Source organism: Anaerotaenia torta, assembly GCF_050433395.1.
Classification (GTDB): Bacteria; Bacillota; Clostridia; order Lachnospirales; family Lachnospiraceae; genus Mobilitalea; species Mobilitalea torta.
The window spans coordinates 80,732-95,959 of the sequence record NZ_JBNPXH010000009.1 but is presented as its reverse complement, the minus strand read 5'-3'; the positions used below and the strand labels follow the sequence as shown (position 1 = coordinate 95,959).

Sequence of the window (15,228 nt, the reverse complement as noted above, 5' to 3'; positions counted from 1 at the left end):
ATTATCATCCGGCCGCCTTGCCTTTTGCAAGGGTATGGGATTAGCCTGCGGCGTTTTGCGCTGTCAACCCGTCCAATATGCGGCTGTGTTCGGGTGACAATGTCTTTTCGAGGAAGGTTTTGAAATGTTCATCTGTGAGAGGTATCGTGCCGGTCTGTATACGTTCAAGCTTTGCGATGGTGTTACAAAGAAAAATAAAATATGGACAGAATAATAATTGATTTAACCGCATAAATTAATAATATCAGAAATATGAAAGTATTTATTAGGTATAATGTCTAAAATGCATTATATATTATAAAATAATTAGGACAAGGTGCTTGACTTTATTGCAATTATATTGTAAAATCAGCTTAAACGGATAAGTAAAGGAAAAGCGATATGAAAAACATAGTCAGAGCAAAGGATGTGGCTAAGGAAGCCGGGGTGACAGCAGCAACGGTTTCTTATGTGCTGAATGGAAAATCGTCGGTAACCATAAGCGCCGAGACCCAGGACCGGGTATGGAGTGCGGTGAAGAAGCTGGGGTATGTTCCGAATCAAGCGGCGAAAACACTAAGTTCTTCCCGATCCACAGGATATAGCAGATCGAATTTAATTGGTGTTGTGATACCTCAGACGGAACCGGGAAAGAAATTTATGTTCAGCAATCCGTTTTATGGAGAGTTCTTAAGTGCATTAGAATATGGGGCGAGGCTGGAAGGCTACCACCTCCTGGTATCCGGTGTGAATCTGGACCAGAGTTATATAGAGATAGCAAAGAATAGGTCTTTGGATGGTATTATTATCCTTGGTATGTATCCTTCCGATGAGATACAGGAATACAAGAGATCGGGAATTCCTTCGGTTATGGTGGATTGTTATTGTGACAATGACCACTATTTCCATAGTGTCAGAACGGATGACCGTTATGGCGGATATCTGGCAACAGAATATTTGATTAAGAAGGGACATCGCAGAATTGCATTTGTTTCCGGAGAAGCAAAGGAAGCTGGTGTAAACCATATGCGTTTCCTGGGCTATCAGGATGCACTGGAGGAATATGAGATTCCCTCTGATGAAAGATTGGTTATTAATGGATACATAGGATATGAATTCGGCATTGAGGCAGCAGAGAGGATTGTTGATAGCAATAACGGAATTACGGCGGTTTTTGCGACGGCGGACATTATTGCGGTGGGCATGGTGAAAGGATTTCGCAAGAGAGGAGTCCGTATTCCGCAGGACATTTCCATTATTGGCTTTGATGATATCTATGCTTCCGTCATATGTGACCCTTCTATTACTACAATCCGACAGAATATTGAGGATAAGGGAACGGAGGTAGCGAAGCTGATTGTTGCCGCGGCCCAGAACCGTAAGTATCCTAAGAAGGAGATTATAATTCCGATAGAAATTATTGAGCGGGAATCAGTAAGGAAATTATGATACAGCCTGGAGGAGATAACCAATATTTTCAAGAATTTATATCAGGAGGCCATGATTATGAAGATAAAACATATGCCCAGCGGGCTGTTCCCGCATTTTGACAGCGGGTTGGAGAGAAGGCCGGTATATCCGGTGGCAGGTGAGAGGGTCCGTATTGGCTGCCGCCTTGATGATGGGCTGCCGGAGACAGAGGTAAGCCTGGTCTGGAGGGTGAATGGGATGGAGATGCCCAAGGTGCCGGGAGAACGCACGGGTGAGAATGACCGGGGACAGCGGTATTATTCTTTTTCTATTGAGACCTTGCCGGAATGTTCTGAGATTACATACTCTTTTCTGATGGAGAACGGCAGCAAGGCGGATCATAGCCCTTATTTTAAATTTGAGACATTGCGCGTCCTGGATCTGGGGGAACCGGATTCCCTGGCGGAGACGAAAGACGGAATTTATGCCCTTTATAAAAAGGGGGAAAGAGAATATACAGTAAGGCTTCAGGTAAAGGACAGTGTCCGCATTTTTTTAGACGACTATTTAACCGATAAAGTAAATGCAAATAATGGGTTTGAAGAAAGAACCTATACCTTGAAAGGGGGATACCTTGTCCGGCTTAAAGCGCCCTTACATCTAATCGTGGAAAAGGATGGAGCAGAAGTGGTTGATTATCAGCCGAAATTTCGGCTCTGGGTCGACAGGAAAGCGGAGGCTTACCAGATAGAAGGCTGTATGGAAATGGCCGCCTCCGGTTTCTATGGCTTTGGTGAGAAGTTTGATGCTGTGAATCAAATAGGGAAGTCGCCGCTTTCCTATGTAGTGGAGCAATATTCTAATCAGCAGGAGAAAACATATTATCCGGTTCCTTTCTTCTTCACGGATTGCCAGGTAGGTTATCTGCACCATGGAACCTGGAAAACGCAGTTCTTTCTGAATGAACAAGGAGAGTGCTGGAAAGATGTCAGGATTCTCAATCGCTGCCCCAGGCGAGGAAGGCTGCTGGATGCCGAGATATTAACGGGGACACCTGCTGAAATGCTTCAAGCTTATACCGGGCGGACCGGACAGCCTGCATTGCCTCCCCGTTGGGCCTTTGGGCCCTGGATATCCTCCAACGGATGGAATACGCAATCGGAAGCATTGGAACAGGTGGAAAAGATGAATACCCTTGCAATTCCTGCTACGGTCATGGTGTTGGAGGCATGGAGTGACGAGGAGACCTTCTATATTTGGAACGATGCGAAGTATACACCCAGGGCGGACGGGAGTCCTTTCTCCTATCGGGATTTCACCTTCCCGGAGGATGGGAAGTGGCCTGATCCCAAGGAGTTTACCCGCATATTGCATGATAATAACCTGGAATTAATTCTGTGGCAGATACCTGTTATCAAGTACGAAGCCTCGGCTCATGGGGAGCAGCTGGACCTGGATACGGAATATGTCACGGAAAACGGATTATGCATATTGAATGAGGACGGAAGTCCCTATCGGATTACGGAAATGTGGTTCGGCAATTCCCTGATGCCGGATTTCACCAATGAAAAGACCTGCCAATGGTGGTTTGACAAACGGGAATATTTAATCACGGAACTGGGCGTTGCCGGATTTAAGACGGATGGCGGAGAATTCTTATTTGATGAACGATCTTACCTCAGTGACGGGAGGCGGATTGAAGAGGCGCATAATGATTACCCGGTTCTCTATGCGAGGGCATATCATGAGTTCATGAATCGTACCAAGGGGGCGGGGAAGGGAGTTACCTTCAGCCGTGCCGGGTATGCGGGGGCACAGCAATATCCGATTCATTGGGCGGGAGATCAGATTTCGAATTTCTCTGAATTAAAGGCGCAGTTATTTGCAGGACTATCCATTGGCCTGTCGGGAGTTCCTTTCTGGGGCTTTGATATCGGCGGCTTTGCAGGGGATTTTCCCACCACGGAATTATATCTCAGGTCTACTGCCTTTGCAGCCTTTGCGCCAATTATGCAGTTCCATTCCGAGCCCAGATACGGGCAGTATTATATGACCCAGAGAAATCATTGGAATAATGACAGAAGTCCCTGGAATATGGCGGCTGCCAATCAGGATGACAGCATCATTGCCATTTACCGGCAGTATGCGAATCTTCGGATGAATTTGCTGCCCTATCTATGGAGGGAGGCCGGGTTCTGTGCGGAAACCTCACGGCCAATGATGGCGCATCTGATCTATGATTACCCGTTACATAAAGAGATTCTGGATATAGAGGACGAATATATGCTGGGAAGAGATCTTCTGGTTGCTCCTGTGATTCTGGAAGGAGCCGCCGGAAGAGAGGTATGGCTGCCGCCGGGCAATTGGTATGATCTGTGGGATGGAGAAAGGTATGCGGGAGATAGAAGAATGTATTTTCCCTGCGGCTACGACAGAATTCCTGTATTTGCCCGGGAAGGGAGCATTCTCCCGCTGAACCTGAACCATGGTCTGCGAATGGGAAGCAGCAGTAAGGAAGCTGCCGTATCCAACCGTTGGGACCGGTATGAAAGCTTGTGCTTCTTCTTATATGGAGAGGGAAGAATGGACTTCGCGGATGATATGGGGGCAGATATTCAGGTACGCGTTACAGAAGAGCAATATTTCGTCGATGGAAGGCTGACTGAAGGTATTATCCTCGTTCCCATGGATGGAAAGGTGAGGAAGGAATGCATCGTCAATCATGCTATGGCGTCGGTAAGGGAAAGAGAACTTCATGTGTTCGGCCTCCGGTGCACAGGATACCAAATTCTGATACCTGGCGATGAACTTACGATTTAGTAAAAAGAGATGAGATCAAGCAGATAAGATCGGGTAGATAAGGTGATTTGAGAGTCAGGTGGGTGTGATTTAGGCTGTGAGATGGATATCGATACACTTATATTCACCGCATTAGTATAAAGAGACCTGAAGCCGGGCGAATGATAAGACTGAGCAAATAAGATTAAGTGGATAGGATAGAACGTACAGGATTGAACAGATTGAATCAAATGGATAGGATAGAACGTATGGGATTGAGCAGATTGGATAGAGAGTATAAGAAGAGGGGAAAAGAAGCGTATAAGAGAAGCAGGTAAGAAGGAGCGGGCAGCCGGGTAAACCGGTGATACGCACAGGATCAGGAGGTTCGTATGTCAATGCAGTATATTGCAACAGGAAATGAAGTGGCAGCACTGCCTGCCATAAGAGAAAGCGACGGCAGCATCGAAGGAATCAGCCTGCTTCATATGGCGTCCAGAGGTATGCTGGAGCTGTGCGGAGATGGTGAGAGGCCCTTTCTCCAACCCTTTCTGGAAATAGAAGGGAAGCCGGTTGCGCTGACAAAGATGCAATGGGAGCTGGAGCATGATTGGATTCCTTCCTTCCGGGCGAGAGCCGGGGCGGTGAGAGTGCGGGGGACCATCCTGGCACCGATAGGGGAGAGAGGCTTCTGTTACCGCGTATCGGTGGAAAATGACAGTGAGCGGCAGGTGCCCCTTCGTTTCGGAGTAAAGGGATACTGGCATAAGACCCTTCACTCCATTAATGAAAGCAAGGAGATCCGGGAAGAGATCAATGTGTATGAGAGCGGATGGAATCACTGCATTGTAATGGATCTGCGGATCGGGTATTCGGTATTGGCCTTTGCACCTATCTATTCGGAAAAACCGGAGACCTCCGATACCAGGTATTCCTATAGCCGGGAGGAGGATGGCAGCGTAGGATACGAGCTGTTCCAGACCAAAGTGCTGGAAGCACAGGAGGAGGCGGCGGAAAGTTATTGGTTTGGCGCAGGCTTTGAGGAGGTTGCGGCCTCCACCTCTGCTAAGGAGATGCTTCGTCAGGGTTATGAGGCGGAATATGAAAAGACCTGTGCATGGCTTTCTAAACGGGAGCGGCGTATCGGAGATGAGAAATTGCAGGAAATTTTAAACCGGAATATGTTCTTCAGCTTTTTCTTTGGATCGGGGATCACCCTGGATACGGAGGAATTCGTATTAGTGACCTCGCGAAGCCCCAGGTATTATGTAAGCGCCGCCTATTGGGACCGGGACAGCCTGCTGTGGAGCTTTCCGGCAATCCTTATGGCGGATGCCGAATATGCCAGGGAGATTCTGTATTATGTATTCACAAGGCAGATTAAGAATGTGGGCATTCACAGCAGATACATCGACGGAACCGTTTTGGAACCGGGGTTTGAACTGGATGAGTTGTGCGCGCCGGTACTGGCATTGGCCGAGTATGTGAAGGTATCCGGGGGTCACACTATTCTGGGAGAGGCTTACATAGAGGCGGGAATCAGAAGGATTTTAAAGATACTGCAGACTAAGAGGCATCCGGAGATTGCCTTGTATGAGACCTTTCTCCAGCCGACGGATGATATGCGTGTGCATCCTTATCTGACCTATGACAATGTGCTGGTATGGAGAATATTACTGCGGATTGCGGAATTTTACCGGGGCAGATGGGAGGAAGAAGAGATCCGCCGCCTGGAAGAGGAGGCCCAAAGGGTAAGGAAGGCCATAGAGGAGCATTGCATCAAGGTTCACGAAGGGGTTCGCATTTATGCCTGGTCGGTGGATCTGAAAGGGAAATGGGATATTTATGATGAGCCTCCGGGAAGCCTGCTGTTGCTGCCTCATTATGATTATTGCGGGTTTGAGGATGAGGTATGGAGGAATACCGTCCGTATCATCCGGTCAAAGGATTATGAATATTCCTTTGCAGGCTGTCCCATTGCGGAAATCGGCTGTGCCCATGCGCCCCATCCGTGGGTGTTAAGCATCGCCAACAGTTTGCTGAGCGGGAATGAAGCATCTGCCCGGGACCATCTTCTGAAATGCAGGATGGACAACGGCATTGCATGTGAGAGTGTGGATGAGTACACCGGCGAGAGCAGGACAGGGGATGCCTTTGCCACCTGTGCGGGTTTTCTTGCCTATGCCATAGACAGAGCATTCGGGAAGGACAGTATGTCTTCCTAAAACAGTTCTCCCTGCCACAGGCTGAACTGAAAAAACAATATGAGGAGGTGGTCAGGTTGGATTGTTTCACTATCCATCCATGGGAAATTGAGACGAGGACAGCTTCCCCGGAGACGAAGGATTACCGGGAGAGCATCTTCAGCCAGGGAAACGGTTATATGGGAGTAAGAGGTTATTCCCCCATAGGAAGCAGAAGGAATGATGCGGAGCGCACCACGTTTTTCTCCGGGTTCTTTGAATACATCAGGCCGGGCATTACGGACATGGTGAATCAACCGGATTTTGCAGCTTCCAGGCTTTCTGTAGGCGGGATTGATGTAAATGATATGGAGGTGGTCGCTTACAGACAGACACTGGACATGAGGGACGGCACCGTGCTGTGGACCTATACGGCAGCGGATCAGGAGAACAGGAGAACCAGGATAAGGATTACCAGGTTTCTCAGCATGGAGGATAACCATGCGGCGGCGATCCGGTTTGAGCTGATGCCGGAGAACCATGACAGCGAGATAATCCTGGAGACAGGAATTGACGGGAATGTCATCAACCTTCCCATTGCGGATAACCAACTGAGTGATAATCTGGAATTTGCCCGTATGTGGGGAAGGGTTCATGTCTCTTCGAAAGGCAGGCAGGGGAGGCTCTTTGCGGAAACGGCGTATTCCAAACGAAGGACGGTGATGGAATATCACCTTCAGGTATCGGAGGGCTGCGGGATATCCGTAGAGGCTGCTCCAAAGAAAAGATATACGGGTTCGGTCATCCGAATTCCGGGAAAGCAGGGAAGAAGCTATGTTATTGATAAGCTCATCTGCGCGGCTAATTACAGAGACGGAGAGGATGCGGGAAGGATAGCCCGGGTACATATGGAACGGGGCATTTCCCTGGGCTTTGACGGAATGCTTCTGGAAACCCGGAAGGCATGGCAAAGGATATGGGAAAGCTGCGATGTGGAGGTGGAAGCTTCCGGAGAGATTCAGGGAGCGATCCGGTATAACATCCTTCAGCTGATCCAGAGCGATCCCGCCGATGATCCTCATGCCAGCATAGGAGCCAGGGGCCTGATGCATGGAAGGTATAAGGGCTGTTATTTCTGGGATACGGAGATATTCATGCTGCCGCTGTTTCTCCATACAAGGCCCGAGGCGGCAAAGAACCTGCTTCTATACCGGTATCATACCCTGAAGGACGCTCTGGAAAGCGCCGGGAGATTTTCGCTGAAGGGAGCCAGATATTCCTGGATGTCTTCCGACACGGGCTTTGAGCAATGTGAGACCTGGGATACGGGCTGCTGCGAGATCCATATCACAGCGGACATCGCATATGCCGTAGGCCGGTATATCCGGCTGACGGGGGATAGGGCCTTCCATCGGGATTACGGAGCGGAGATTTATATACAGACCGCCAGGTATTGGATGGAACGCTTTACCTATGACAGGGGGAAGGATTGCTATAATCTGCTCTATGTAAAGGGTCCCGATGAGTATTGCGGTGTGACCATGAATAATTTTTATACGGTAAAGCTGGCGCTCCATAATCTTACCTTGGCCCTGGATTCTGTTGGGTGGATGGAGAAGGAGTATCCGGCGGAATGGAAGAGCCTGAAGGAGAAGCTGGAGTACCGGGCGGAGGAAGCGAAGGGATGGCAGGAGCTGCTTCAAAAGGCGGTGACTTACTATGATGAGGAGCGGAAGCTCTGGATTCAGGACCCTGTATTTGAGAGCCTGGAGCCCATTGAGATAAGCGCATATAAGGAAGATAATATTCCCTTGTATCATAAGCTGAGCTTTGACCGCCTGCAAAGGTATCAGGTATTAAAGCAGTCGGATGTGCTGATGTATATGGCACTTTTTCCCGAAGAGATGTCCAAGGAGCAGATGCTGGCGGCATGGAATTACTATGAGCCTAAGACCCTGCATGATTCAACCCTGAGCTTTGGGATTCATGCGCTGCTGGCGGCAAGATTAGGAATCGGAGAGGCAGCCTGGGAGTATTTCTTCAAATCCCTGTTTCTTGATTTGAAAAATGTCATGGGCAACACGGCAGGAGAGGGAATCCATACGGCGGCCCTGGGAGCCACCTGGCAGGCATTAATCTTCGGCTTTGCAGGGATCTGGACCGATGCCGGAGGAATCAAGTGTAAGCCCAATCTTCCGGAGGAAATACACAAAATGAAATTTAAGCTATGCTATGAAAACGCAGTATATGAGATCGGAATGGAACGGGGAAAGGAACCCCGGATTACATTTCTGCAATCTATTTAACCGTTAAAACAAATGGATATATTGTAAGGCTTGTGCAATGCTTGTCCTTATATTATATTATAACCAATCATTTAAGGAGGGAAAATATGAAGAAAATGTATCAGAAACTGTTATCCGTCATCTGTATGGTGACTATGCTTGCGGTTTTATTCACCGGCTGCAGCAATTCAGATGGGAAAAAAACGGACACGAACAAGGAAAATAACACACCTACCAGCGCGGCTGATTCAGGGAAAGAGGATCCCGGCAAGGAACAGACTCCGAATCAGGAGCAGACTCCGGCTCAGGAGAATCCATATGAGATAGCCGGTAAGGTAGTAATCGCGTACCCCGAAGGGGAGACGGCGGAAATTGTTCCGGTATTGGATGCCTTCCGCGCCCAATATCCCAATATTGAGGTGGTGGATGAACCCTTCCCCGGAAGTACGGGAGGAGCTTTTAATGAGTATCTGACCCAGAAGGCTGCGGCAAATTCCATGCCGGATCTGATGTGGCTGGATTGGAATGACTTCGCTCCCCAGGTGGCAAGCGGATATGTTATGCCGCTGAATGACCTTATGGCTGGGGATGAGGAAGCGTCCTATGTTCCCTCCGGCATGACAGACCCCTATACCTATGGCGGAAAGCTCTATGCTCTGCCCTGTCAGATGAATGCCATGGGTATCACCATCAACTTGGATATGCTGGATGAATTGAATATCGACAAGCCCGGCTATGACTGGACGATGGCTGAATTTGAGGAGATACTGAAGAAGGCTATTACTGCAGATACCTGCGGTTCTGCCACTCTGGAGGATTTGGACCAGGTATATTCCGCCCAGGAGGATGGATATTTCTATCCCGCTTATGATTATGTAAACCAGAAGTTCAACTTTACGGAGAAATGGGTGCCTGCCATGAACCGTCTGGCTGAGTTAAGGGCAGTTCCCGGACTTGACGCATGGGCGATGAAATATCCGAAAGCGGAAGACGGCAGCACTCCCATGGATAGTGATTATGTGATGAAGTTCGGTGAGGCCGGTAAGGATGATAATCATTACACCTTCAAAAACGGAATCTCCCTGCTGTGTACCAATGCTACCTGGAATGATAACTGGATGCGTAATGAGTGTAAGGTTCGTTGGGATTATTGGCCTTATCCCCGTCTGGATGCCAACACACCGGTTAAGACCCCGATTCATGTGGACTGTTCTTATCTGGCCAGTACCTGCCAGGATCCCAAGGCAGCCTTCCAGCTGCTGAAATGGCTGACCTACGGAGTGGAAGGAAATCTCCAGAGACTGGATATCTTTGAGGCCAGAGGCGACAAGGATGTGGTGGAAGGCGACACGAAGCTGTTAAAGACCTGGTTCATTCCCTGCACACAGCATCCCGATGTGATTGCGAAGTTTGAGAAGAACCCCCATCTGACCGAGGGCTTTAAGGCTCTCTATAAGAGCACGGCGAATTCCATCAGAGGAGATATCAACAAGATCGTTCCCGGATATAATGCGGTATTCAATGATGAGATATGGCAGATGCTGGGCGATGTACGGGAAGGCCGCAAGAACGCGGCGGATGTAGCTCCCCAGATTGATGCAAAGGTAAACGCTGCGTTACAGGAGCAGCTGAAGATATTTAACGAGAAGGTTGGCGGCTGATTTTCATGCCTGTTTCAGAGGGGGAGTAAAATCCCCCTCTGAAAATCAACGCGGATTGGGAACATCCGCTTGAAGTTTAGATGGCTTCCTGGAGGTAAAGATGAAGAGAAAGAAGCTTCTTAGAACTAAAATATATGTATTTCTATTGATAATATCCGTTCTGCTTCTTCCCCTGGTCATTCTTGTACATGTGGAAGTAAGCAAGCTGGACCGCATGATACAGACAATGGAGCGAAGCTTTCTGCTGGAGGACAGGGAAGTGGCAGAGAGGCAGACCTTTGCCGGCGAGGGGACATCTTACAGGATATTACTGAACCAGGAGAGCCTGGTGAGCGGGGATGGCATACAGGTTGATTCTGACGGAACCTATGTGCCGGTGGATGCTTCCTGCCATGTGAAGCTGGAGGTTTTGGAAGCCGGAGACTATGAGGTGTTGGTGGAATATACTTCTCCGGAGCACAGTCTGTTTGAGAATACCGCGAATGTGAGAGTCGGAACAAGGGAACTGGTGTGTTCCTTCCCCCTTTTGTGGGCGGATGACATATCGGAGCCTAGGGCAGACCGGTATGGGAATGAAATCACACCCGACGGATATCGGATGGAAGTGACGAACTCCGCCTATCTGGAGGACTATGAGCATTTTCAGAGAACTCCTGAACGGTTTCACCTGGAAGCAGGGGAGAACATGCTGTCCATCACCCCACAGAACCAGGAACTTTTCCTGTATGCTGTCACCCTGGTGCCTCCGACGGAGGATATAAGCTATGAGCAGTACCTGTCGGAATACAAGGATGCTCCCGTGTATGACGGTAAAATAATTATTATCGAAGGGGAAGACTACCGGGCGAAGACGGATTCCTATATCAGAGGAACCAATGTCCAGAACGTGGGAGTACTTCCGAAGAACCCCTATATCAGACTGATTAACGCAACGGATGATAAGTCCAATAAAGCCATAGGACAGAAGATCATCTATGAAGCAGAGATTCCCCGGGACGGGATATATTATATCAGCTTCAAGTACAGCCAGCCGCTGAAGACAGGGGGCTGCGCCTACCGCACCCTGGAGATTGACGGAAGGGTGCCTTACCGGGAAGCCAGGGATATCGGGTTTTCCCATACCGGCATGATGAAATATGCAAATCATACCCTGGGCAAGGAAAAGCCCATGGGGATTTATCTTACAGCAGGGGTTCATACCATCGCCCTGAAGGTGACGGCAGGACCCATGGACGCAATCTACCGGGAGCTTATGGAAATCACAGAGGAGATCAATCAGACCGGCTTACTGATGAAGAAAATCCGGGGAAGCAATTCTGATGATACGGCAAAGATCGATACTAACCGGACCTGGGACATTCTGCAATATATGCCCAATATCCTTACTGATCTGGAGGATTGGCGCAGCCGCCTGCTGAGGCTCTATGAAGAGCTGAAGGAGCTGGGCGGAAGGGAGCCTTCCTTTGCCAGCAATCTGATGCTGGCGGCACAGAACCTGGAACGACTGGCATCCGAGCCAAGGGAGATACCCAACCGGATGGCGCTGTTAAGCGATGATTCCGACTCTGCCTCCCAATTGGCAGCACTGACGCTTACTAAAATACATGAGCAGAATCTCAGCCTGGACCGCCTTTACCTTCACGGAGCGGGAGAGCATCTGCCTACGCCTGAGGCGGGGATACTGCCCACACTGATTACAGGGGCAAAGCAATTCATCTATTCCTTCTCGGGCACTATGAATGAGTCTTCCGATATCAAGGGCGGTACGGAAAAGCTTACGATCTGGATCAATAAGCCCATGCAGTATGTGGAGGTGCTGAGAGAGCTGACGGCACAGAAATTTACGGAAGATACGGGAATCGATGTGGTATTCTCCGTCATGCCGGACGAGAAGAAGATCACCCTTGCTAACTCCACCCGGTCCAACCCGGATATTGCTTTAGGCTTATCCTACTACCGGCCGGCGGAATTCGCCATGAGAGGTATGGCGAAGAATTTGCTGGAATATGCGGATTTCATGGATTGGTACGGGAAGGAATATAATATCGAGTCATTGACTCCCATGGCCTATGATGAGGGAATCTACGCAGCCAGTGAGACACAGGATTTCTATGTGCTGTTCTACCGCAGGGATATCCTGGATATGCTGGGGCTGGAGGTGCCTGACACCTGGGCGGATGTCAAGAAAATGATGCCCATCCTCCACCGGAATGCAATGAACTTTAATCTTACCCTGGCCAACAATGTAGGATATAAGAGCTTTGAATCTACGGGAGCCTTCCTGTTCCAAAACGGGGGAGATTATTATACCAAGGACGGCTTTCATGCCAATTTCAGCGATCCCAATACCTTGAAGGGCATCCGGGAGATGATCGATTTATACCAGGTATACGGCCTGGTTCAGAATGTCCCCAACTTCTTCAACGCCTTCCGTTCCGGTGCGGTTCCCATCGGGATCTCTAATTTTGCTACCTATCTCCAGCTTCAGATAGGAGCGCCGGAGCTGACCGGACGCTGGGATATCGCTCTGGTTCCGGGAACGACCCAGGAGGACGGGACGGTGTACCGGTACTGGTCTGCGGATATGACCGCGGCTATGATTTTTGCCAATACTCCCATGCCGGATGAGTCGTACCGCTTCTTAAAATGGTGGCTGTCGGGAGAGACCCAGGCTGCTTATGCCACGGTCCTTCAGATGAAGTACGGCCCCGATTACATCTGGAATACGGCAAATCATATTGCTTTGGATCAGATTTCATACCCTAGGAAGCATAGGGAGGTCATATTGGAGCAGTGGTCCTGGCAGAAGGAGGCGCTGCGCCACCCGGCAAGCTATATCCTGGAGAGGGAGATCAGCAATGCCTGGATTGATATCGTCACCAAGGGTGAGAACTTCCAGCCCAGGATGGATGAGGCACTGCTGGCATCCAACCGGGAGATGAAGAGGAAGCTGACAGAGTTCGGATATTATGATAAGGATGGAAATCCGGTCAAGGAATATAAGGTTGACTTAATCCAGGAATTAAAGGATAAGCAGGGAGCAGGAGGAGGTAACGATGGAGAATAAGCAATGGCTGCGTAAAATTAAATTGTTTTTTGATCATCATTCCATTTTCTGGCTTCAGCTGCCCTTTGCGGCATTATTTCTGATTTTTATTATAATCCCGGTAGTGATCGCCATCGGACTTTCCTTTACGGATTTTAATTCCATTGAAAGTCCCAATCTGGTGGGACTGGGTAATTACGTGAACATTCTTACAGACGATGCTGTCTTCATGGAGAATGCCATTCCCAATACGGTACAGTTCTCTGTTATCGTGGGGGTGGGGGGATACCTGCTGTCCTTCTTCCTGGCCTGGTCCCTGGCGCAGATCACCAAGGTGCCGAGAACCATCATGGCAATCATTCTGTACCTGCCCTCCATGACCAGCGGAATCATGCTGTCCACCGTATGGCAGGTGGTCTTTGCAGGAGATAAGGTGGGGTATTTGAATGCGCTGCTGCTGAAGATGGATGTGATTCAGAAGCCGATTCTCTGGCTGTCGGACAGCCAGTATCTGCTGCTGATTATGATTGCCGTCAGCCTGTGGAGCAGCATGGGAGTGGGATTTCTGGCAATGCTGGCGGGTATTCTCAATGTGAACCGGGAGCTTTATGAAGCTGCCTACCTGGACGGGGTGAAGAATCGTTTTCAGGAAATTATCTATGTGACGGTTCCGGCAATCCGCCCCTTTATGATGTTCGGTGCGGTAATGTCCATTGTGAGCACCTTTCAGAACGGCTCCATCGGAGTCATGCTGTCCGGGTCCAACCCGACACCGGGATACGCCGGGCAGCTGCTGGTGACTCACGCGGAGGAATATGCTTTCGTACGTTATGAGATGGGCTATGGGGCGGCGCTTTCTGTGATTATTCTGATCTTCGTATGGGGGATATCACAGATTGCCAAGAAACTTTTTATGGATAAGGATTGAGGTGGTGTATCTATGCGCAGACGAAATAAAATCAGAATCATAGGGATTAATCCCAGGCGGTTTGACCGTTCCCAGATCAAGTTCTACCTGTATCTGCTGCCGGTAGTAGTAATCACCGCCCTGCCCATTGTGTTTATTTTCTTTAATGCCTTTAAGCCGCTGGATGAGCTGCTGGTCTATCCGCCCAAATTCATCACCCTGCGTCCGACCCTGCAGAACTTTTCCAACCTGGCGGCAACCTCGGCGAACAAAATGATTCCCATGAGCCGTTATCTCTTTAACAGCATTCTGTCGACCCTGGCGGTTGTGCTGCTGACCCTGACCATTACCGTAATGGCGGCGTATTGTATGTCAAAGAGAAAGTACCGGCTGAAGAAGGCTTTCTTCGGCATCAATGAAGCGGCCCTGATGTTCGTGCCGGTGGCAGTGGCGATACCTCGCTATTTGATTATTTATAAGCTGGGCATGGTGGATCGTTTTCTGGTTCATATTGTGCCCCTGGTGGCCATGCCGGTGGGACTCTATCTGGTGAAGCAGTTTATTGATGAATTCCCGGATTCCGTGGTGGAGGCTGCACAGATCGACGGAGCCAGCGATTATTATATCCTGCGTAAGGTAGTCCTGCCCAATATCACCCCGGCTCTTGCTACGGTGGCTATTCTGTCCTTCCAGTCCAGCTGGAACAGTATGGAGGCCTCCAATTATTATATTAACAATGAGGCGTTAAAGAGCTTTTCCTTTTATATGACTACTCTGACTGCCAGCTCAGGCAATGCCAATGGGATGGTGGGACAGATGATGACGGGAAATACCGTCGCCGGATTGGGGATTCAGGCAGCAGCATCTCTCATCATGTTCCTTCCCAACCTGATTCTGTTTATTATCCTGCAATCCAGGGTCATGAATACAATGTCACATTCAGGAATGAAATGATTTGCTATGTAAATGGGCGTGATTT

8 protein-coding genes are annotated in these 15,228 nt (G+C 49.3%); all 8 read left to right on the top strand.

The annotated features are described in order from the left end of the window. Nucleotides 1-381: 381 nt before the first annotated feature. The 8 genes from HNQ56_RS15230 to HNQ56_RS15195 all read left to right on the top strand — a co-directional run bounded on the left by HNQ56_RS15230 (nucleotide 382) and on the right by HNQ56_RS15195 (nucleotide 15,203). A complete protein-coding gene (locus HNQ56_RS15230; protein ID WP_429147942.1) occupies nucleotides 382-1,428 on the top strand; it encodes a LacI family DNA-binding transcriptional regulator in 1,047 nt (348 codons plus the stop codon). A 57-nt stretch (nucleotides 1,429-1,485) separates the two neighbouring features. Then, the gene (locus tag HNQ56_RS15225; protein WP_429147940.1) at nucleotides 1,486-4,209 is read left to right on the top strand and encodes a glycoside hydrolase family 31 protein; all 2,724 of its coding nucleotides are present in this window, start codon (nucleotides 1,486-1,488) and stop codon (nucleotides 4,207-4,209) included. A gap of 350 nt (nucleotides 4,210-4,559) precedes the next feature. Then, nucleotides 4,560-6,392 carry a glycoside hydrolase family 125 protein gene (locus HNQ56_RS15220; RefSeq protein ID WP_429147937.1) on the top strand — a complete coding sequence of 611 codons (1,833 nt, stop codon included), beginning with the start codon at nucleotides 4,560-4,562 and terminating at the stop codon, nucleotides 6,390-6,392. Nucleotides 6,393-6,448: 56 nt separating this feature from the next. Further along, entirely contained in the window at nucleotides 6,449-8,656 is a 2,208-nt protein-coding gene (locus HNQ56_RS15215; RefSeq protein WP_429147934.1) for a glycoside hydrolase family 65 protein, read from the top strand. Between the two features lie 86 nt (nucleotides 8,657-8,742). Continuing rightward, a complete protein-coding gene (locus tag HNQ56_RS15210) occupies nucleotides 8,743-10,296 on the top strand; it encodes an ABC transporter substrate-binding protein (RefSeq protein ID WP_429147931.1) in 1,554 nt (517 codons plus the stop codon). A gap of 100 nt (nucleotides 10,297-10,396) precedes the next feature. Then, nucleotides 10,397-13,363: an extracellular solute-binding protein gene (locus HNQ56_RS15205; RefSeq protein ID WP_429147928.1), complete on the top strand. Its 2,967-nt coding sequence runs from the start codon at nucleotides 10,397-10,399 to the stop codon at nucleotides 13,361-13,363. Further along, nucleotides 13,353-14,270, top strand: coding sequence for a carbohydrate ABC transporter permease (locus tag HNQ56_RS15200; RefSeq protein WP_429147925.1), 918 nt, complete (start codon nucleotides 13,353-13,355; stop codon nucleotides 14,268-14,270). The genes HNQ56_RS15205 and HNQ56_RS15200 overlap by 11 nt, the downstream gene beginning before the upstream one ends. A 12-nt stretch (nucleotides 14,271-14,282) precedes the next feature. After that, the gene (locus HNQ56_RS15195; RefSeq protein WP_429147922.1) at nucleotides 14,283-15,203 is read left to right on the top strand and encodes a carbohydrate ABC transporter permease; all 921 of its coding nucleotides are present in this window, start codon (nucleotides 14,283-14,285) and stop codon (nucleotides 15,201-15,203) included. Nucleotides 15,204-15,228 lie beyond the last annotated feature (25 nt).

Excerpts from the sequence above, each read along its gene's own strand:
- HNQ56_RS15230 (WP_429147942.1), top strand. The coding sequence starts at position 382 with ATGAAAAACATAGTCAGAGCAAAGGATGTGGCTAAGGAAGCCGGGGTG.
- HNQ56_RS15225 (WP_429147940.1), top strand. The coding sequence starts at position 1,486 with ATGAAGATAAAACATATGCCCAGCGGGCTGTTCCCGCATTTTGACAGC.
- HNQ56_RS15220 (WP_429147937.1), top strand. The coding sequence starts at position 4,560 with ATGTCAATGCAGTATATTGCAACAGGAAATGAAGTGGCAGCACTGCCT.
- HNQ56_RS15210 (WP_429147931.1), top strand. The coding sequence starts at position 8,743 with ATGAAGAAAATGTATCAGAAACTGTTATCCGTCATCTGTATGGTGACT.
- HNQ56_RS15205 (WP_429147928.1), top strand. The coding sequence starts at position 10,397 with ATGAAGAGAAAGAAGCTTCTTAGAACTAAAATATATGTATTTCTATTG.
- HNQ56_RS15200 (WP_429147925.1), top strand. The coding sequence starts at position 13,353 with ATGGAGAATAAGCAATGGCTGCGTAAAATTAAATTGTTTTTTGATCAT.
- HNQ56_RS15195 (WP_429147922.1), top strand. The coding sequence starts at position 14,283 with ATGCGCAGACGAAATAAAATCAGAATCATAGGGATTAATCCCAGGCGG.